20 protein-coding genes are annotated in these 19,749 nt (G+C 60.2%); 12 read left to right on the top strand and 8 right to left on the bottom strand.

The window, feature by feature from the left end:
* The first annotated feature begins 78 nt into the window (after positions 1–78).
* Both hemF and aroE read left to right on the top strand, forming a co-directional pair.
* Positions 79–1,011, top strand: a complete 933-nt coding sequence (gene hemF / locus QZR30_RS04065) for an oxygen-dependent coproporphyrinogen oxidase (RefSeq protein WP_056847525.1) — start codon at positions 79–81, stop codon at positions 1,009–1,011.
* Positions 1,011–1,829, top strand: coding sequence for a shikimate dehydrogenase (gene aroE, locus QZR30_RS04060; RefSeq protein WP_311902954.1), 819 nt, complete (start codon positions 1,011–1,013; stop codon positions 1,827–1,829). The genes hemF and aroE overlap by 1 nt, the downstream gene beginning before the upstream one ends.
* A gap of 114 nt (positions 1,830–1,943) precedes the next feature.
* On the opposite strand, the gene QZR30_RS04055 is transcribed toward aroE, so the two are convergent.
* The 3 genes from QZR30_RS04055 to betC all read right to left on the bottom strand — a co-directional run bounded on the left by QZR30_RS04055 (position 1,944) and on the right by betC (position 6,118).
* Positions 1,944–3,512 carry a SulP family inorganic anion transporter gene (locus tag QZR30_RS04055; RefSeq protein ID WP_311902953.1) on the bottom strand — a complete coding sequence of 523 codons (1,569 nt, stop codon included), beginning with the start codon at positions 3,510–3,512 and terminating at the stop codon, positions 1,944–1,946.
* A gap of 158 nt (positions 3,513–3,670) precedes the next feature.
* Positions 3,671–4,585 (bottom strand): choline ABC transporter substrate-binding protein, encoded by a 915-nt coding sequence (gene choX / locus QZR30_RS04050; protein ID WP_046070232.1) that lies wholly within the window; start codon positions 4,583–4,585, stop codon positions 3,671–3,673.
* A gap of 18 nt (positions 4,586–4,603) precedes the next feature.
* Positions 4,604–6,118 carry a choline-sulfatase gene (gene betC, locus QZR30_RS04045; protein WP_311902952.1) on the bottom strand — a complete coding sequence of 505 codons (1,515 nt, stop codon included), beginning with the start codon at positions 6,116–6,118 and terminating at the stop codon, positions 4,604–4,606.
* Positions 6,119–6,221: 103 nt separating this feature from the next.
* Between betC and QZR30_RS04040 the strand changes: the two genes are divergently transcribed.
* The 6 genes from QZR30_RS04040 to QZR30_RS04015 all read left to right on the top strand — a co-directional run bounded on the left by QZR30_RS04040 (position 6,222) and on the right by QZR30_RS04015 (position 11,986).
* On the top strand, positions 6,222–7,172 hold the full coding sequence (locus QZR30_RS04040; RefSeq protein WP_046070234.1) for a choline sulfate utilization transcriptional regulator: 951 nt from the start codon (positions 6,222–6,224) through the stop codon (positions 7,170–7,172).
* Between the two features lie 30 nt (positions 7,173–7,202).
* A complete protein-coding gene (locus tag QZR30_RS04035; RefSeq protein WP_043048273.1) occupies positions 7,203–7,529 on the top strand; it encodes a DOPA 4,5-dioxygenase family protein in 327 nt (108 codons plus the stop codon).
* 176 nt (positions 7,530–7,705) lie between these two features.
* Positions 7,706–8,665, top strand: a complete 960-nt coding sequence (locus tag QZR30_RS04030) for a 2-dehydro-3-deoxygalactonokinase (protein WP_056847529.1) — start codon at positions 7,706–7,708, stop codon at positions 8,663–8,665.
* Between the two features lies 1 nt (position 8,666).
* Positions 8,667–9,287, top strand: a complete 621-nt coding sequence (locus QZR30_RS04025; protein WP_056847530.1) for a 2-dehydro-3-deoxy-6-phosphogalactonate aldolase — start codon at positions 8,667–8,669, stop codon at positions 9,285–9,287.
* A 48-nt stretch (positions 9,288–9,335) separates the two neighbouring features.
* Positions 9,336–10,484 (top strand): galactonate dehydratase, encoded by a 1,149-nt coding sequence (gene dgoD / locus QZR30_RS04020; RefSeq protein WP_046070237.1) that lies wholly within the window; start codon positions 9,336–9,338, stop codon positions 10,482–10,484.
* Positions 10,485–10,681: 197 nt separating this feature from the next.
* Positions 10,682–11,986 (top strand): MFS transporter, encoded by a 1,305-nt coding sequence (locus QZR30_RS04015; RefSeq protein ID WP_046070238.1) that lies wholly within the window; start codon positions 10,682–10,684, stop codon positions 11,984–11,986.
* 33 nt (positions 11,987–12,019) lie between these two features.
* Here QZR30_RS04015 and QZR30_RS04010 read toward each other — a convergent pair whose 3' ends face one another.
* The 3 genes from QZR30_RS04010 to trpB form a co-directional block, all read right to left on the bottom strand.
* Entirely contained in the window at positions 12,020–13,678 is a 1,659-nt protein-coding gene (locus QZR30_RS04010) for an FAD-dependent oxidoreductase (protein WP_059396769.1), read from the bottom strand.
* A gap of 192 nt (positions 13,679–13,870) precedes the next feature.
* Positions 13,871–14,680 carry a tryptophan synthase subunit alpha gene (gene trpA / locus QZR30_RS04005; RefSeq protein WP_046070240.1) on the bottom strand — a complete coding sequence of 270 codons (810 nt, stop codon included), beginning with the start codon at positions 14,678–14,680 and terminating at the stop codon, positions 13,871–13,873.
* Entirely contained in the window at positions 14,681–15,907 is a 1,227-nt protein-coding gene (trpB, locus tag QZR30_RS04000; RefSeq protein WP_046070241.1) for a tryptophan synthase subunit beta, read from the bottom strand.
* A gap of 110 nt (positions 15,908–16,017) precedes the next feature.
* Between trpB and QZR30_RS03995 the strand changes: the two genes are divergently transcribed.
* Entirely contained in the window at positions 16,018–16,914 is an 897-nt protein-coding gene (locus QZR30_RS03995) for a LysR family transcriptional regulator (RefSeq protein WP_068965866.1), read from the top strand.
* Positions 16,915–16,922: 8 nt separating this feature from the next.
* Here QZR30_RS03995 and QZR30_RS03990 read toward each other — a convergent pair whose 3' ends face one another.
* On the bottom strand, positions 16,923–17,249 hold the full coding sequence (locus tag QZR30_RS03990) for a DUF883 family protein (RefSeq protein WP_003170746.1): 327 nt from the start codon (positions 17,247–17,249) through the stop codon (positions 16,923–16,925).
* A 157-nt stretch (positions 17,250–17,406) separates the two neighbouring features.
* On the opposite strand from QZR30_RS03990, the gene QZR30_RS03985 reads away from it, so the two are divergent.
* Both QZR30_RS03985 and QZR30_RS03980 read left to right on the top strand, forming a co-directional pair.
* A complete protein-coding gene (locus QZR30_RS03985; RefSeq protein WP_005783406.1) occupies positions 17,407–17,622 on the top strand; it encodes a dodecin in 216 nt (71 codons plus the stop codon).
* 115 nt (positions 17,623–17,737) lie between these two features.
* Complete coding sequence (locus QZR30_RS03980; RefSeq protein ID WP_043048282.1) at positions 17,738–17,962, top strand: DUF1161 domain-containing protein; 225 nt, start codon at positions 17,738–17,740, stop codon at positions 17,960–17,962.
* Positions 17,963–18,020: 58 nt separating this feature from the next.
* On the opposite strand, the gene QZR30_RS03975 is transcribed toward QZR30_RS03980, so the two are convergent.
* On the bottom strand, positions 18,021–19,022 hold the full coding sequence (locus QZR30_RS03975) for an LLM class flavin-dependent oxidoreductase (RefSeq protein ID WP_046070243.1): 1,002 nt from the start codon (positions 19,020–19,022) through the stop codon (positions 18,021–18,023).
* A 218-nt stretch (positions 19,023–19,240) separates the two neighbouring features.
* On the opposite strand from QZR30_RS03975, the gene QZR30_RS03970 reads away from it, so the two are divergent.
* On the top strand, positions 19,241–19,672 hold the full coding sequence (locus QZR30_RS03970; RefSeq protein ID WP_043048284.1) for an OsmC family protein: 432 nt from the start codon (positions 19,241–19,243) through the stop codon (positions 19,670–19,672).
* The last annotated feature ends 77 nt before the right edge of the window (positions 19,673–19,749 follow it).

Below are 19,749 nucleotides of genomic sequence, written 5' to 3'. Positions count from 1 at the left end.
TGCAGTGGTATCCTGTGCGCCCATTTGCCGCCGACGCCCAGTGGCCTCGCGTAGCTTTGCCCGATTCAAGGTGATGCCATGACTACCCGCACCGAGGCTGTTAAAGCCTACCTGCTTGACCTGCAAGATCGTATTTGCAGCGCCCTGGAAACCTTCGAGACGGACACTCGCTTTATCGAAGACGCCTGGACCCGGCCTGCCGGCGGCGGCGGTCGCACCCGTGTGATCGAGAACGGTGCGGTGATCGAAAAGGGCGGCGTCAACTTTTCCCACGTGTTTGGCAGTGGCCTGCCACCGTCGGCCAGCGCCCATCGCCCTGAACTGGCCGGTCGCGGCTTCGAGGCTCTGGGCGTGTCGTTGGTGATCCATCCGCACAACCCGCATGTACCGACTTCCCACGCCAATGTGCGCTTTTTCATCGCAGAAAAAGACGGCGAAGAACCGGTGTGGTGGTTTGGTGGCGGCTTTGACCTCACCCCGTACTACGGCAATGAAGAAGATTGCGTCCACTGGCACCGCGTGGCCGAGCAGGCCTGTGCGCCGTTTGGCCCGGACGTCTATTCGCGCTACAAAGCCTGGTGCGACACCTACTTTCACATCAAGCATCGCAATGAGCCCCGTGGCATCGGTGGCCTGTTCTTCGATGACTTGAACGAGTGGGGCTTCGACACCTGCTTTGCCTTCATTCGCGCCATCGGCGATGCCTATATCGACGCTTACCTGCCGATTGTGCAGCGCCGCAAGGCCATGGCCTATACCGAGCAGCAGCGCCAGTTCCAGGAGTTCCGCCGCGGCCGCTACGTTGAGTTCAACCTGGTCTATGACCGTGGCACCTTGTTTGGCCTGCAATCGGGTGGGCGCACTGAGTCGATCCTGATGTCGCTGCCTCCCCAGGTACGTTGGAGCTATGACTGGAAAGCCGAGGTCGGCAGCGAAGAAGCGCGCCTTACCGACTACTTTTTGCAAGACCGCGACTGGCTCGGCGTTGTCGCGCCCAAGGCGGCGGTGTGATGGATCGGTATGTCGTGTTCGGCAATCCCATCGGCCACAGCAAATCGCCGCTGATTCACCGTATGTTCGCCGAGCAGACTGGCGAACAACTGGACTACAGCACCTTGCTTGCGCCGCTGGAGGATTTCACCAATTGCGCCCGTGAGTTTTTCCAACAGGGCCGTGGCGCCAACGTCACCGTACCCTTCAAGGAAGAAGCCTACCGTCTGGCCAACACCTTGACCGAGCGTGCCCAGCGCGCCGGGGCGGTGAACACCCTGAGCAAATTGGCTGACGGCACATTGCTGGGCGAGAACACCGACGGCGCCGGCCTGGTGCGCGACCTGACGGTGAACGCCGGGCTTAACCTGCACGGCAAACGCATCCTGTTGCTGGGTGCCGGCGGTGCGGTGCGCGGTGCGCTGGAGCCGTTGCTGGCGCAGCAACCCTCATCGTTGATCATTGCCAACCGCACTGTGGAAAAGGCCGAGCTGCTCGCTGAGCTGTTCGACGACCTGGGCCCGGTGTCTGCCAGTGGTTTCGACTGGTTGCGTGAGCCGGTGGATGTGATCATCAACGCTACCTCGGCCAGCCTGGCAGGCGATGTACCGCCGATTGCCGGCAGCCTGGTCGAACCGGGCAAGACGTTCTGCTACGACATGATGTACGCCAAGGAACCCACCGCGTTTTGCCGTTGGGCCATGGAACACGGCGCAGCGGTGGTAATGGATGGCTTGGGCATGCTGGTGGAGCAGGCGGCCGAAGCTTTCTTCCTGTGGCGCGGGGTGCGCCCGGATTCTGCGCCGGTACTGGCCGAACTGCGCCGTCAGTTGGCCTGATACAGATACAAAATATGGGAGGGGGCTTGCCCCCAATTGCTGCCTGTCAGCTACCGATATGTTGGCTGACACACCGCTATCGGGGGCAAGCCCCCTCCCACATTTTGATCGTGTTCAGTCTTCGAAATGGATGGGGCAACTGTTGGCCCCTTCCAATTTTCTTAACTCCTCGATTACCTGCGGCCTGGCCCGACGCAATGTCAGGCTGCGTCCCTGCCCCGCCAACCGCCGCGCCTCCTGATGCAGCATCTCCACCCCGGAATAGTCGATAAAGTTGATCTGCTGCGCCTCGATCACCACCCGTTCGCCCTGCAAGCTTTGCAGTCGCACTTGCAGGTAATGGCTAGCACCAAAAAAGATCGAGCCGCCCACTCGCAACACATCCTCCTCACCGTCGCGCCATTGCTGAACCCGTGGTTGCGAGGTGCGCTTGAGATAGAAAAACAGCGACGCCAGCACCCCGGCATAAATGGCCGTTTGCAGTTCCAGCAGCAAGGTGGCGACACACGTCAGGCTCATCACCACGAATTCGGCGCGACTGACTCGGAATAATGCTCGAATGCCCCGGTGGTCTATCAGGCCCCAGCAAATCAGCAGGATGCTCGCCGCCATGCTTGGGATTGGGATATGTGCGATCAACGCCGCGCCAAATAACGCGAATAACGCCACCCACAGTGCCGAAAACACCCCCGCCAACGGCGAGCAGGCGCCCGCCTCGTAGCTGAGGCCCGAGCGGGTGAAGGAGCCCGCCGACAGGTAGCCGGAGAAAAATCCGCCGACGATGTTGGATAAACCCTGGGCGCGCACTTCCTGGTTGGCGTCGAGCAACTGTTGCGAGCGGGCTGACAGCGAACGGGCGATCGACAGGCTGGTCACCAACCCCAGCATCCCCACCGCTACAGCGCTGGGCAGCAAGCGCAAGACCAGGTCCAGGTCCATCGGCAACGGGCTGAACGGCGGCAGCTTGCCGATAAACGCACTGACCAATGCCACATGCCCGAACATTGCCGGCCACAGCCATGCTGCGACGCTGCCCAGGGTCAGGGCGATCAGCAGCGTTGGCCAGCGTGGCATCAGATACTTGAGCAATGCACCAGCCAGTAAAGTGCCAAGCCCCAGGGCGAGGGAAGCGTGGTCCCACTCTGCCCCATGGTCGATCAGCGCCAGCAGGCTATTGATGGCTGTGGCCTGGCTCGGCAAATCCAGCCCCATCAGATTGGGCAACTGCCCCAGGGCGATGACCACGGCCGCGCCCAGGGTGAAACCCAGCACCACCGAATGGGAGACAAAATTCACCAGCGCGCCGAAGCGCAGCAAGCCGAGCAGCCACTGGAAAACCCCGGCGAGGAAGGTCAGTAACAGGATCAGCGTGATGTAGTCCTGGGAGCCCGGCACGGCCAGGGGGCTGATGCTGGCGTAAAGCACAATGGAAATGGCCGCCGTAGGCCCGCAGATCAGGTGCCAGGACGAGCCCCACAGGCATGCGATCAACACCGGGATGATCGCGGCATAGAGCCCGTATTCCGGCGGCAGGCCGGCGATCAGCGCGTAGGCAATCGACTGCGGCAAGGCAAGCACGGCGCCACTGAGGCCGACGATCGCATCCCGGCCGACGCTGGCGCGGGTTTGGCGCGGGAGCCAGCTGAGGAAGGGGAAGAGTGTATGGCGGTTGGGCCGGGGCATCGCAGGCTCGGGTAGGAGGTTTGGCTTAGAGTATCAGTACACACCGGCTCCCTGTGGGAGGGGGCTTGCTCCCGATAGCGGTGTTTGAGCCAATACATTCATAGCTGATAGGCCGTCATCGGGGGCAGTCCCCTACCACATTTGGATCGAGGCGCATCTTAGAGTTGAGCTTTTACCGCGGGCAACGCATCCTGGCCATCCAGGGTTTTCACGCCGTCGAGCCACTTGTCCAACACCGCCGGGTTGGCCTTGACCCACGCCTTGGCTGCCTCGGCATTGCTGACCTTGTTATTGGCCACCTCAGCCATGACGCTGTTCTCCATCTCCTGGGTAAAACTCAGGTTGGTGAGCAGTTTTCCCACATTCGGGCAGGCCTGTGCGTAACCCTTGCGGGTCAAGGTATACACGCTGCCGGTGTCGCCAAAGTACTTTTCGCCGCCCTTGAGGTAACGCATTTTCAACTGCACGTTCATCGGGTGCGGCGTCCAGCCGAGGAAGGTGACAAAACGCTGTCTCTTCACCGCCCGCGAGACTTCGGCGAGCATCGCCTGCTCGCTGGATTCGATCAGTTTCCACTGGCCAAGATCAAAGTCATTTTTCTTGATGATCTCCTGCAGCGAGAGATTCGCTGGCGCGCCAGAGCCGATGCCGTAGATTTTCTTATCGAACTTGTCGGCAAACTTGTTCAGGTCGGAAAACTCATGCACCCCGGCGTCCCATACGTAATCCGGCACGGCGAGGGTGAACTCGGTGCCGTCGAGGTTCTTCGCCAGTTGCACCACATCGCCGTTGACCACGAACTTGTCGTAGAAACCCTGTTGCGCCGGCATCCAGTTGCCGAGGAATACATCTACCTGGCCGTCCTTGAGGCCGCCAAAGATAATCGGCACCGCCAGAGTGTCTACCTTGGGTTTGTAACCCATGCCCGTCAGCAAAAAGCCAGTAATGGCGTTGGTGGCGGCAATGTCGCTCCAGCCTGGATCGGCCATCTTTACCGTGTCACAACTGGCGTCCGCGTATACGTTGGCGCTGGTCAGCGCCAGCATGCCCAGCACAACCGTCAACTTTTGCATGGCCTTCCCTCTGTCTATTTATTGGTTTTGGCAGGGTTGTGGATAACGTGCCTTGCGCTCCAGGTCGTCGAGGTCGATATGGTTGCGCATGTACTGCTGACTGGCGTCCACCAGTGGCTGGTGGTCCCAGCTCTTCAGCTTGCCTTGGGTCAGCGCCTCGAACACCAGGCGGCGACGGCGTTGGCTGGCGAGCACCTGCTGGTGGATCGCCGGGATGTCCCATTTAGCCCGCGCTTCACGCAAAAACGCTTCGAACAACGCCCGGTGTTCCGGTGACTCGCTGAGGTTCTCCCGCTCGTGCGGGTCGTTGTGCACATCGAACAGTAGACAAGGATCGTCTTCGCTGTAGATGAATTTGTAGGCGCCCCGGCGAATCATCATCAACGGGCTGATAGTGCCTTCGGCCATGTATTCGCCAAACACTTCGTCGTGCCCGCCCTGCCCCTGCAAGTGCGGGACCAGCGAACGGCCGTCCAGTGGCAGGCATGGGTCCAGCTCGCCACCGGCCAGTTCTACCAGGGTTGGCAACAGGTCAGCGGTGGACACGGCCTGAGTGACGCGGCCAGCGGCGAACTGCCCCGGCGCACTGATCAGCAGCGGTACGCGGGCGGCCATTTCGAACCAGTGCATTTTGTACCAGAGGCCGCGTTCGCCGAGCATGTCGCCATGGTCGCCGGAGAAGATGATGAGGGTGTCGTCGGCCAGGCCGGTGTCTTCCAGGGTTTGCAGGAGCTTGCCGACATTGCTGTCGATGTAGCTGCACGCCCCGAAGTAGGCGCGGCGCGCATCGCGGATCTTGTCCACAGGCAGCGGTTTGTCCCACAAGTCATAGACCTTGAGTAAACGCTGGGAGTGTGGATCCAAATCTCCTTGCGCCGGCGTTGCAGGCAAAGGGATGTCGGCGTCGTCGTACAGATCCCAGAACGGCTTGGGAATGGTGTAGGGGTCGTGGGGATGGGTCATCGACACGGTCAGGCAGAACGGCTGGTCGCTGTCCTCGCGGATATGATCGAACAGGTACTGCTGGGCCTTGAACACCACCTCTTCGTCGAAATCCAGCTGGTTGGTGCGCACACACGGGCCGGCTTGCAGCACCGAGGACATGTTGTGGTACCAGGTGGGGCGTACGTCCGGTTCATCCCAGTTCACTGCCCAGCCATAGTCGGCCGGGTAGATGTCGCTGGTCAGGCGTTCTTCGTAGCCGTGCAATTGGTCGGGGCCGCAAAAGTGCATCTTGCCCGACAATGCGGTGCGGTAGCCGAGGCGTCGCAGATAGTGGGCATAGGTCGGCACATCGGCGGGGAAATCGGCGGCGTTGTCGTAGGCGCCGATCTTGCTCGGCAACTGGCCGCTGACCAGGGTGAAGCGCGACGGTGCGCACAACGGGCTGTTGCAGTAAGCGGCGTCGAATACCACGCCTTGAGCAGCGAGGCGGCTGAGGTTGGGCAACTTGATCGGGGACGGCCCGTAGAACGGCAGCATTGGCGCGGCCATTTGATCAGCCATGATGAAAAGAATGTTCTTGCGCTTCATGGGTTCTCGGCATTCCATAGGCGGTGTTTATGCGAACGATCATGCAGCCCAAGAAATATTGGGTAAAGCCCATGAAGAGCAATGTCTAGGATAAGTAAAACTTATGTATGAAGCGCTGGGTGACCTTTCCCTCGATCTGCTGCGTGCCTTTGAAGCCGCGGCGCGCCACCGCAGTTTCACCGCCGCCGCGATGGAACTGGGCACCACCCAGCCGGCCGTCAGCCAGCAGATCAAGCGTCTTGAAGAGCAATTGGCAATCCGCCTGTTTGACCGCATTTATCGCGGTATCGAACTGACCGACGCCGGCGCGCTGCTGTTCGAGCATGTGCAAAGCGGCTTGCAGAGCATCAACCAGGGCCTTAGCGCCATTTCCCAGCAAGACCAGCATGAAGTGCTGCAGGTGGCCACCGACTTCGCCTTCGCTGCCTATTGGCTGATGCCGCGCCTGCACCGTTTCCACCAAGCCAACCCGCAGGTGGATGTCAGCCTGGTGACCAGTGAGCGCAACCACGCCACCCTGCGTAGCGATATCGATGTGGCGGTACTGTTTGGCGATGGCCGCTTCAAGCAGGGCGACAGCCTGTGGCTGTTCAACGAGGAAGTGTTCCCGGTGTGCAGTCCGCAATGGCTCAAGGGCCAGGCTGCGCCACTGACGGTGCAGACCTTGCAGGACTACCCGTTGCTGCACCTGCGCCAGGAAAACAACAGTCAGTGGTTCGACTGGAGCGGGGTATTCCGTGAACTGGGCATCACCGCTGCGCCGACTCCTGGCCAACTGCGTTTCGACAACTACACCTTGCTGATCCAGGCCGCGATTGCTGGTCAGGGTGTGGCCATCGGCTGGCGCCACTTGGTGGATAACCTGCTGGAGCAAAACTGGCTGTGTCGACCAATCAGCGACACCGTGACCTCGCGGTTCGGCTATTACGTGGTGCAGCCCCAGCGCAAGCGCCGGGGGCGATTGGTCGAGCGCTTTGTCGAGTGGCTGGTGGCTGAGCAGGCCAGCAGTGCGCAGTCGTTGACCGAGCTGGCCCTGCCATCGATTGCGGTCTAGGATCGGCGCATATTGGATCCGGAGTTCGTCATGCAACGTATCAAGGGCTACCACGCCCACATCTACTTCGATGCCAGCACTATCGAACAGGCCCGTACCCTATGTGAAGACGCGGCCAGGCTGTTTCCCCTGCGCATGGGCCGTGTGCACGAGAAGCCGGTGGGTCCGCACCCGGATTGGAGCTGCCAGCTGGCGTTCGAGCCGGAATACATCGGTGTGGTATTGCCGTGGCTGGCGCTGCATCGAAATGGCTTGGTGGTGTTCCTGCACCCTGAAACAGGCGATGACTTGAAGGATCACACCGACTACGCGGTCTGGATGGGGGCCATGCGCGAATTGAATTTGTCGGTTTTTTAACCTTCCTTATCAGATAAAGCCTTGCGTCTCCGTCGAAAAAATCCGGGAGAGCTGTAGGACTTATCTTGTCTTGTCTCATTATGTGGGATTGATATTTATATATTGAGATATTCCTGGACGTAGGTTTATATTCGCCCATCTGCTTTTTTCAGCACCCACACATTTCAGGTGAAGCGATGCAGGCGCAATTGATCGCGCTCGATTGGGGGACCAGCTCCCTTCGTGCTTACAAACTCGGCCCCGCAGGCGTAGTGCTGGAACAACGCTCGCTGGCCTCGGGCATCATGCATTTGCCCAGCGAACCCCGAAGCATCGCCGGCGTTGACTGCACTAACGGCTTTGAGTTGGCGTTCGATACCGCCTGTGGCGATTGGCTCGACGCCCAACCGGGCTTGCCGGTGATCGCCTGCGGCATGGTCGGCAGCGCCCAGGGTTGGAGCGAAGCGGCTTATCGCAGCACCCCTGTAGATGTCGCCGGCCTCGGCCAAGCGTTGCACTGCGTACGCAGCTTGCGCGCAGTGGATGTGCATATCGTGCCGGGGGTGATTGAACAGGTTGGCCTGCCCAATGTGATGCGTGGCGAAGAAACCCAGGTGCTCGGCGTGTTGCAAGGCCTTGGTGCCCAGGTGTTGATTGGGCTGCCCGGCAGCCATTCCAAATGGGTCGAGGTGGTCGAAGGTCGCATTACTCATTTCGACACCTTCATGACAGGTGAACTGTTTGCGATATTGAGCAAGCACAGCATCCTGGGTCGCACCCAACAGCCGTGCGAGCAGTTCCAGGCCGAGGCTTTCGATCGCGGTGTGCAGGTGGCGCTTTCAAAAGACGGCGAGCGTGGCGTGCTGTCGACGCTGTTCAGTGCCCGTACCCTGGGGCTGACCGCTGAACTGGCGCCCGAGCAGCAGCCCGACTACCTGTCCGGCCTGCTGATTGGCCACGAACTCGCCGGCTTGCCAGACAGCGCCAAACATAAACCCATCATCCTGGTGGGCGCGGCACCCCTCTGCGTCCGCTATCAACGCGCCCTCGCCCTTTGCGGTTTTGCCCACGTGAGCCTGGCGCAGGAAGCCACCGAACGCGGCCTGTGGCAATTGGCCGTGGCGGCTGGGCTCATTCAACCTGTAACGGAGGCCTGACATGCTCAAGCAAGCACTCGCGCAAAACGGTTTGATCGCAATCCTGCGCGGCATACGCCCGGATGAAGCTCAGGCTATCGGTAAGGTGCTGTACGACGCGGGTTTTCGGGTGATCGAAGTCCCGCTCAATTCGCCCGACCCGTACACCAGTATCCGCACCCTGCGCGACAGCCTGCCGGCCGATTGCCTGATCGGCGCCGGCACGGTGTTGACGCCGGAACAGGTCGAGCAGGTCAAGGCTGCGGGTGGTCAGGTGATCGTCATGCCCCATAGCGATGCCAAGGTCTTGCGTGCCGCCAAGGCGGCGGGCCTGTATTTGTCGCCTGGCGTGGCCACTCCCACAGAAGCTTTTGCTGCACTGGCCGAAGGCGCCGATGTATTGAAGCTGTTCCCGGCCGAGCAAATCGGCCCGGCAGTGATCAAGGCATGGCTGGCGGTATTGCCGGCTGGCACCTTGTTGCTACCGGTGGGCGGCGTTACCCCGGACAACATGCAGGTGTTCATCGACGCCGGTGCCAAGGGGTTCGGGTTGGGTTCCGGGCTGTTCAAGCCGGGAATGACAGTGGATCAGGTCGCGAGCCATGCCCAGGCTTATGTCGCCGCCTGGAAAGCCCTGAGCTGATATCAAATTCCGCGCCCACAGGCGCTGCATCTATAAGAGAGACAAGAGATGAAAATCACCAAACTGACGACCTTTATCGTCCCGCCGCGCTGGTGCTTCCTCAAGATTGAAACCGACCAGGGTGTGACTGGCTGGGGTGAGCCTGTGGTCGAAGGCCGCGCTCACACCGTCGCGGCCGCCGTCGAAGAACTGTCCGACTACCTGATCGGCAAAGACCCACGCAATATCGAAGACATCTGGACCGTGCTCTATCGCGGCGGCTTCTACCGTGGCGGAGCCGTGCACATGAGCGCCCTCGCCGGCATCGACCAGGCCCTGTGGGATATCAAGGGCAAGGCCCTCGGCGTGTCGGTCAGCGATCTGCTGGGCGGCCAGGTGCGCGACAAGATCCGCGTGTACTCGTGGATCGGCGGTGACCGCCCCGCCGACACCGCCCGCGCCGCCAAAGAGGCCGTGGCCCGTGGTTTCACTGCGGTAAAAATGAACGGTACCGAAGAATTGCAGTTCGTCGACAGCTTCGAAAAAGTCGACCTGGCCCTGGCCAACGTCGCGGCCGTGCGTGATGCGGTCGGCCCTAACGTGGGTATCGGTGTCGACTTCCATGGCCGTGTGCACAAGCCCATGGCCAAGGTGCTGATGAAAGAGCTCGACCCCTACAAGCTGATGTTCATCGAAGAGCCGGTGCTCAGCGAAAACTACGAAGCGTTGAAAGAATTGGCACCGCTCACCAGTACGCCGATTGCCCTGGGCGAGCGCCTGTTCTCGCGTTGGGATTTCAAGCGCGTACTCAGCGAAGGTTATGTCGACATCATCCAGCCGGACGCTTCTCACGCGGGCGGTATTACCGAAACCCGCAAGATCGCCAACATGGCCGAGGCCTACGACGTGGCCTTGGCCCTGCATTGCCCGCTCGGCCCAATCGCGCTGGCGGCGTGCCTGCAGTTGGATGCAGTTTGCTACAACGCGTTTATCCAGGAGCAGAGCCTGGGTATTCACTACAACGAGAGCAATGACCTGCTCGACTATGTGCGTGACCCTGGGGTATTTGACTATGACCAGGGCTTTGTGAAGATTCCGAACGGGCCGGGCCTTGGCATCGAGATCAACGAGGAATATGTGGTTGAGCGCGCGGCTATCGGCCATCGCTGGCGTAACCCGATCTGGCGTCATGCCGATGGCAGTTTTGCCGAGTGGTGATTTCTGACTGACGCAACTGAGGTTCAAAAATGTGGGAGGGGGCTTGCTCCCGATATCGGTAAATCTGCCACCGACGATGTCGACTGACACTCAGCCATCGGGTGCAAGTCGAATCGTCGCACCGCCCCTCCCACATTTCTAACCGCGTTTATTCAGTTAGACCTATCCTCAATAAACATAAGAAGAGGCACCCCCCCATGCATCCTGAATCCCTCCCCGGGCAGGCTTCTTTAGTCACGCCCAGCCGAAAGCGTTTCTTCATCATGGTGCTGCTGTTTATCACCGTGGTTATCAACTACCTCGACCGCAGCAACCTGTCGATTGCCGCCCCGGCGCTGACCAGCGACCTGGGTATCGACCCGGTGCAGGTCGGGCTGATTTTCTCGGCGTTCGGCTGGACTTACGCGGCCATGCAAATCCCCGGCGGCTGGCTGGTAGACCGCGTGCCGCCGCGTATTCTGTATACGGTCGCCCTGCTGCTGTGGTCGATTGCCACCGTCATGCTCGGTTTCGCCGCCAGCTTCATCGCGCTGTTCGTGTTGCGCATGGCGGTGGGCGCATTGGAAGCACCGGCCTATCCGATCAACAGTCGTGTGGTCACCACTTGGTTTCCTGAGCGCGAGCGCGCGACCGCGATTGGCGTCTACACCTCCGGGCAATTCGTTGGCCTGGCGTTCCTCACGCCGGTCCTGGCCTGGCTGCAACACCAATACGGTTGGCACATGGTGTTTGTCGTCACTGGGGGTGTCGGCATCCTGTGGGCCGCGATCTGGTACGCGGTGTATCGCGAGCCGAAGGATTTCAAGGGCGCCAATGCGGCTGAAATCCAATTGATCCGTGACGGCGGTGGCCTGGTAGACATGCAGGCACAAACCGCCAAAGCGCCTTTCAGTTGGGTCGACCTGGGGATCGTGCTGAGCAAGCGCAAACTCTGGGGCATCTACCTGGGCCAGTTCTGCCTGAACTCCACGCTGTGGTTCTTCCTGACCTGGTTCCCGACGTACCTGGTGAAGTATCGCGGCATGGACTTCATCCAGTCAGGCTTGCTGGCATCATTGCCGTTCCTCGCCGCGTTTGTGGGCGTGCTGTGTTCTGGAGTGTTTTCCGATTGGCTGATTCGCCGTGGAGCCTCGGTGGGCTTTGCGCGCAAGCTGCCGATCATCAGCGGCCTGCTGATTTCTACGGCGATCATCGGCGCCAACTACGTAGACTCCATGGCGTGGGTCATCGCGTTCCTGGCGGTGGCGTTTTTCGGCAATGGCCTGGCATCGATCACCTGGTCATTGGTGTCGACCCTGGCGCCTGCGCGGTTGCTGGGGCTGACCGGGGGCGTGTTCAACTTCATCGGTAACCTGGCAGCGATTGCCACGCCTATCGTGATTGGCTTTCTAGCCAGCGGCGATTCGTTTGCGCCGGCGATTACCTATATTGCGGTACTGGCATTGCTTGGTGCGCTTTCCTACATATTGCTCGTAGGCAAAGTCGAGCGGATCGAGCTGTAAAAGCGGGCGACCTTAGGGTCGCCCTTTTTCGAGCTACGGCACCGACATCTCGTTACGAAAAATATGGCGTGGGTCCCAGCGCTGCTTGGTACGCCGTAATCGGCTTTCGATGATCAGGTCGGGGAAGAAGGTTTGGTACCACTGAGGGTTTTTACCGTTGGCCGGGTTGCCTCCCACGTAGGTCATATCGAGGTCGGGGTAGTTGATGTAGCAACCTTCGAACTCATTGTTGATCGGTACGCCCTGGTCAGTGGCAAACGCGTTGAAATACAGCCCTTGGATCCAGTCGGCATGAGCTTGATCCGAGGCGGCGCTGTCATCGCGCCAGTAACATTGTGGCTGCCACTTGAGGTAGGAGGAGCGCTGTGCTGCTGAGGATTCCCTGCGCACAGGCCCGCTGGCGGCATTGATCTGGCCACCGAAAGACTGAATCTGGACAAGGCTTTGTGTCAGGTGCTTGTCTGGGTCTGGCCAGTTCAATGTGGACCAGATGGCGTCCAGTACCTGAGGGGTGAATGGGCCCTTTTGGTAAGCCGACTTATAGCGCCCGCGCTGGTTGTCCCCTGAGCCATTCAACGTCTGTTGGCACACCAGCCAATCCAGGCGCTGCTCGGCTGCCTTCGCGGTCGAGACTGAGTCGATGGTGCGACCAGTGGCGGTGCCGGGCGGCAGATGGATGACATGAAACGGCACCAGCGATTCGGTGGCGGGCAGGCCAATGGCGGTGAGCATCCTGCTCACAAAGTCATTGAAGGGTGCCCGGTCGTTCAGTTCCCCATCCTTGTCCACATAGTGAATGCCCAAGGTCATGTTGCCCGTGTGCCGGTGGCGCATCTCCAATTTGGTCGCCAGCCCCCAGGTGTCCGGGTTGGCTTGATTACTGGCGAACCATGACTGATAGGCCACCAGCAGGTTATCGAGTGCAGGCTTGGTCAGTACGGACCAGTCCCATTCCAGCACCAGCCACAGCACCTCCTTCGGTGCCGGTGGCAGGTCTTTGAAGTAGTAGCTGGTGATGATGCCGAACTGCCCGCCGCCCGCACCACAGCACGCAGCGAACAGGTCCAGTTCATCCTGGCTGGCGCTGTCCCTGGAAACGTGACGCGCTTCCAGGCCTATGCCTTGGCTGTCAGGCACCAGGATGTCCACACCGCTCAGCCAGTCACACACCAGACCATATTTGCGCGACAGCAGCCCATAGCCGCCCCCGCAAATGTGCCCGCCCAGGCCCACCGAATAACACGATCCCCCTGGCAGGGTCTTGTTGGCCAGTTTGTATAACGCCACGTAGACATCCCAGTTTTGGGCACCGGCTTCCAGGCGAAAGCTATAGCGTTCAGTTGCTGCGGGGTCCAGATCGGAACCGATTTGCCCGTCAGCGTCGTAGACCACTTGGTTCAGCGCACTGATGTCCAGGATCGACAGCACCTCATGGGGGCTGTCGGGCATCTTGTTGGCGACAAAACCTTCGTAGCAATGGCCCCCGCTGCGCACGGTAATGCGCCCGTCGGGTTGGGCCAATGCCTGTGCGGCGGCGTCAATGATGTCTTGCGGACTGTGACAGAGGTAGATCAGGTTGGCGCCGTTGGGCGAGGACTGGCCCTGCACGTTGCCGAGCGGCCAGCGCAGGTTGAAACCTTTTTGCAACGTTGAATGACGGCGGTCTGAAGGGGTGATGAGATCAAATGCCATGATGTACTCCTGAAGAGACAAAGATGACTTCTGATGCGGCTAACTTAACGACCGGGGGCAAGGACTGCGTGGCCTGCGAGGGTGGTTAGACGACAAAGGGCACGAAGCGCGTTAAAAGAAGGCGGGCAACATGCCCGCCTCCGTTGAAGCCTAGCTGATTAGCCGAAAGGCGCTCGGATGGAGGAATTACATTTACGTGCGGGCGTTACGCACACCTTCCGACAGCGCCGCGCACAGGCTCAATACGCCATCAATGGCTTGCTGGTCATTTTCGGCGTTGGCGATGTGATCAATCAGCGCCGACCCCACCACTACACCGTCGGCCAGGCGCGCAATGGCCGCTGCCTGGTCCGGCGTGCGTATGCCAAAGCCGATGCTGATCGGCAGGTCGGTATGACGACGCAGGCGCGTCACGGCTTCTTCGACGTGCTCCAGTGTGGCGGCACCGGCACCGGTCACACCGGCCACCGACACGTAATATACAAAGCCGGAGCTGCCGTTGAGCACTGTGGGCAGGCGTATGTCATCGGTGGTCGGGGTGGTCAGGCGGATAAAATCGATGCCCGCGGCCTGGGCCGGGTCGCACAGTTCGCCGTTATGCTCAGGCGGCATGTCGACCACGATCAGGCCGTCGACGCCGGCTGCCTTGGCATCGGCAATGAACTGCGGCACTCCGTATTTGTGGATCGGGTTGAAATAGCCCATCAACACCAGTGGGGTGTCGTTGTTGTCCTGGCGAAATTCGCGGACCATTTGCAGGGTTTTCACCAGGTTCTGCTTGGCGGTCAGCGCACGGATATTGGCCAGTTGAATAGCCGGGCCGTCAGCCATCGGGTCAGTGAAGGGCATGCCCAGCTCGATCACATCGGCGCCGGCGGCCGGCAGGCCCTTGAGGATCGCCAGCGAGGTGTCATAACCCGGGTCGCCGGCGGTGACGAAGGTCACCAGGGCGGCGCGGTTTTGTTCCTTGAGTTGCGCGAAGCGGGTTTGCAGGCGGCTCATTTAGTGTTTCTCCTGCTGAGACTGTTCCATGTGGTGCATCACGGTCTGCATGTCTTTGTCGCCACGGCCGGACAGGTTGACCACCATCAGGTGATCCTTCGGCAAGGTCGGTGCGCGCTTGAATACTTCTGCCAGGGCGTGGGCGCTTTCCAGCGCAGGGATAATCCCTTCCAGGCGGCAGCACTTGTGGAAGGCGTCCAAGGCTTCGTCGTCGGTTACCGAGGTGTACTGGACGCGGCCGATATCATGCAACCAGGCGTGTTCAGGGCCTATGCCTGGGTAGTCGAGGCCAGCGGAAATTGAGTGGGCGTCGATGATCTGGCCGTCGTCGTCCTGCAGCAGGAAGGTGCGGTTGCCGTGCAGCACGCCCGGTACGCCGCCATTGAGGCTGGCGGCGTGCTTGCCGGTTTCGATGCCATGGCCGGCCGCTTCAACACCGATGATCTCGACGCTGGTGTCATCCAGGAACGGGTGGAACAGGCCCATGGCGTTGGAGCCGCCGCCGATGCATGCCACCAGGCTATCCGGCAGGCGGCCTTCCTGGGCTTGCAGCTGGGTACGGGTTTCCTTGCCGATCACGGCCTGGAAGTCGCGCACCATCGCCGGGTAAGGGTGTGGGCCGGCCACGGTGCCGATCAGGTAGAAGGTGCTGTCGACGTTGGTTACCCAATCACGCAGGGCTTCGTTCATCGCATCTTTCAGAGTACCGGTGCCGGCGACCACCGGAATCACTTCGGCGCCCAGCAACTTCATGCGGAACACGTTGGCCTGCTGGCGCTCGATGTCAGTGGTGCCCATGTAGATTACACATTGCAGGCCAAAGCGTGCGGCGACAGTGGCAGTGGCCACGCCGTGCATGCCGGCGCCGGTCTCGGCGATGATGCGTTTCTTGCCCATGCGCCGCGCCAGCAGGATCTGGCCGATGCAATTGTTGATCTTGTGCGCGCCGGTGTGGTTGAGCTCTTCGCGCTTGAGGTAGATCTTGGCGCCGCCACAGAACTCGGTCAGGCGTTCGGCGAAGTACAGCGGGCTGGGGCGTCCGACGTAGTCGCGCTGGAAGTAGGCCAGTTCTTCATTGAACGCCGGATCCACCTTGGCAGCTTCGTATTCACGGGCCAGGTCGAGAATCAACGGCATCAAGGTTTCAGCGACGTAGCGGCCACCGAACCCACCAAACAGGCCGTTGGCGTCAGGGCCGTTGCGTAGATCGGTCTGGGACTGAGTCATGGGACGCTCCAGGGAAGAATGTGTTTAAGAGGCAATGACGGCCACTCTACCCCTGACGCTGTAGCCTGAAAACCGATAAGATCGCCTCAACCTGTCAGGAAAACTCACAGATGAGCCGCGACCTTCCACCCCTCAACGCCTTGCGCGCATTTGAAGCCACCGCCCGCCTCAACAGCGTCAGCCAGGCCGCCGAGCAATTGCACGTGACACATGGTGCGGTGAGCCGCCAGTTAAAAGTGCTTGAAGAACACTTGGGGGTAAGCCTGTTCGTCAAGGAAGGACGAGGCCTCAAACTCACAGATGCGGGCGTGAGGCTGCGAGATGCCAGCGCCGAGGCGTTCGAGCGTTTGCGGGACGTGTGCGCTGAGCTCACCCAGAGCAGCGCCGATGCGCCTTTCGTGCTCGGTTGTTCGGGCAGTTTGCTGGCGCGTTGGTTTATTCCGCGCCTGGGGCGATTGAATGCGGATTTGCCGGACTTGCGCTTGCACCTGTCTGCCGGCGAAGGTGACCTTGACCCTCGTCGCCCTGGGTTGGACGCGCTGCTGGTATTTGCCGAGCCGCCGTGGCCGGCGGATATGCAGGTGTATGAACTGGCCAGCGAACGCATCGGTCCGGTCATGAGCCCGCGTTTTGACGGTTATGAACAGTTGCGCCTGGCACCGGCATCGGCCTTGGCTGATGAAGCGCTGTTGCACACCACGTCGCGGCCCCAAGCCTGGCCCAGTTGGGCGCGTCAACACGATATCGAGCCCGGCGCGTTGAAATTCGGCCAGGGATTCGAGCATTTGTATTATTTGCTCGAAGCGGCAGTTGCAGGATTGGGAGTGGCGATTGCGCCAGAGCCGCTGGTGGCAGAGGACCTGCGTGCGGGTCGCCTGGTGGCGCCGTGGGGTTTCAGCGAAACCCCGGCGCACCTGGCGTTGTGGCTACCCAAGCGCGCCGCGGATGGGCGCGCCGGGCAGTTGGCGCAATGGCTCAAGGCCGAGCTGATGCGCCAACCGCTATAGCCGGTAAATCAGTCGCCGCGCTTGCACAGCAGGTAAGCCGCCAGCAGACCCAGCGCGCCAACGGCGACGCCGGCGGTGGTCCATGGATGCTCTTGTGCGTAGTCCCGGGTGGCAACACCGGTTTCGCGGATTTTGACTTTGCTTTCTTCATAGGCATCGCTGATCAGATGACGAGAGTGCTTGAGGGCGTTCTCGGCATTGCTTTTCAGGGCCTTCAGCGTTTTGCGCGACTCATCGGATGCATCATCCTTGAGGCTCTCAAGGGACTTGAGCAGGCTCGAGATCTCGGCTTCCATGCTTTCCAGCGACGCTTTGCGTAAAGAAGTGTTGGCCATGTGAACATCTCCTGAAGTGATTGAGTGGCGTGTGTAGATACCGACTGCGGCGGTTTCAGAAAGTGCAGTAATTCTGAACTTTCACCTCTCAACGGTCGCCAGAAGCAGTACGAGTATTCACTGCTAGTCTTGATTAACGACCCCTAGGAGAAACGCCATGAGTGATCATCACACCTACAAGAAAGTCGAACTGGTGGGTTCTTCCACCACCAGCATTGAAGATGCGATCAACAATGCCCTGGCCGAGGCCAATAAAAGCATCAAGCACCTGGAGTGGTTTGAGGTGACCGAAACCCGTGGTCACATCAAGGATGGCAAGGCCGCGCACTTTCAGGTCACGCTTAAGGTGGGATTCCGAATTGCCAGTAGTTAATCGGCTGAGTTGAACTTTGACCGCTGGCCGATTGCCATAACCTGCGCTACAAACAACGGGTGCCGACGCGATGAGCGTCGGCACGCTCTTTCGATCAGCGCAAGGAAAGTAACGGATGAAGAAGTTTCTGTTGGCGGTAGGTTTGTTGAGCATTGCGGGCACGGCCCTGGCGGCGGGCAAGCCTTGTGAAGAGCTGAAAAGCGAAATTGCAGCGAAAATCGACGCCAAGGGCGCGTCGGGTTATTCGCTGGAAGTGGTGGATAAAGGCGCTTCGACCGACGCTGAAGTGGTCGGCACCTGCGAAGGTGGCACCAAGGAAATCGTCTACAAACGCGGTTAATCCCGTGTTGCAGACATAAAAAACCGACGCAGGTGCGTCGGTTTTTTTTCGTCTGGGTTCAGCCTTTCATAACCTGTGCCAGCAACTCGTAGGAATGAATCCGGTCGGCGTGCTCGTACAGGTCACTGGTGAAGATCAGCTCATCGGCGCCGGTCTGCTCGATCAACACCTCCAGCTTGGCGCGGATCTTCGCCGGGCTGCCGACCATGGCCAGGCCGAGGAAGCTTGCGACCGCGTCTTTTTCATGGGGCAACCACAGGCCATCCATGGTTTTTACCGGTGGGCGCTGTACCAGGCTCTGGCCGCGCATCAGCGCGAGGATACGCTGATACACCGAGGTGGCCAGGTAATCGGCCTGTTCATCGGTATCCGCCGCCACCAGAGGAATGCCGAGCATCACGTAGGGCTTGTCCAACACTGCCGACGGCTTGAAGTGATTGCGGTACACGCGAATCGCCTCATGCATCAAGCGCGGTGCGAAATGGGAGGCGAAGGCGTAGGGCAAACCCCGCTCACCGGCCAATTGCGCGCTGAACAGGCTTGAACCCAGCAGCCACACCGGCACGTTGGTGCCGGTACCCGGTACGGCGATCACCCGTTGATCGGGCGTACGTGGGCCCAGGTAGGCCATCAATTCGGCCACATCCTCGGGGAAATCATCGGCACTGCCTGAGCGTTCACGGCGCAGGGCGCGGGCAGTCATCTGGTCGGAGCCGGGCGCACGGCCCAGGCCCAGGTCAATACGGCCGGGGTAGAGGCTTTCCAGGGTGCCGAACTGCTCGGCGATCACCAGCGGTGCGTGGTTAGGCAGCATGACCCCGCCGGAACCCACGCGGATGGTCGAAGTGCCGCCGGCCAGGTAGCCGAGCAGTACCGAGGTGGCCGAACTGGCGATGCCGTCCATATTGTGGTGCTCAGCTACCCAGAAACGGTGGAAGCCGAATTTTTCCACGTGCTGGGCCAGGTCCAGGGAATTGCGCAGCGACTGCGCTGGGTTGCCGTCGGCGCGCACGGGCACCAGGTCGAGGGTCGAAAATTTTACGTCGGACAGCGATTTCATAAGCCTGCTTCTCCAAAGGGGCGCACAGGCTTTTTTTATCGAGCCAAAACCTGCCGCGGCATGTGCATGCCCTATGCAATGAGGGCATATACCCGAGATTCAATAGTACGCGAGAAATTTCCTACTTAATCACTAGGTTTTTCTTACGAGTGAACTTTGCCGTGGCGTCTATCCTCAGAACCCTTACTGACACAAAACCACCGTTCGAGGAGAAAGCTATGAGCATCGTTAAAAAGGCATCCGCGCATTGGGAAGGTGATCTGAAGACTGGCCTGGGTTCCATTTCCACGGAAACCGGCGTACTGCGCGAAGCGCCCTACGGCTTCAAGGCCCGTTTCGAGGGCGGCAAGGGTACCAACCCTGAAGAACTGATCGGCGCGGCTCACGCCGGCTGTTTCTCCATGGCGTTTTCCATGATTCTCGGCGATGCAGGGCTCAAAGCCGACAGCATCGACACCCAGGCTGACGTAACCCTGGACCAGGTCGATGGCGGCTTTGCGATTACTGCAGTGCATCTGACCCTGAAAGCCAAGATCCCAGGCGCCAGCCAGGCACAGTTCGATGAACTGAGCAAAAAGGCCAAGGAAGGGTGCCCGGTTTCCAAGGTGCTGAATGCGACAATCACCCTGGATGGCACGCTGGTTAACTAACTCAGCACTGCCTGTGTGGGAGGGGGCTTGCCCCCGATAGTGGTGGGTCAGCCAATAGTTGGATGGCGGATACACCT

Source organism: Pseudomonas sp. rhizo25 (assembly GCF_031931935.1).
GTDB classification, from domain to species: domain Bacteria; phylum Pseudomonadota; class Gammaproteobacteria; order Pseudomonadales; family Pseudomonadaceae; genus Aquipseudomonas; species Aquipseudomonas synxantha.
Note: the sequence above shows the minus strand (reverse complement) of the source record. Positions and strands in the feature narration are given on the sequence as shown.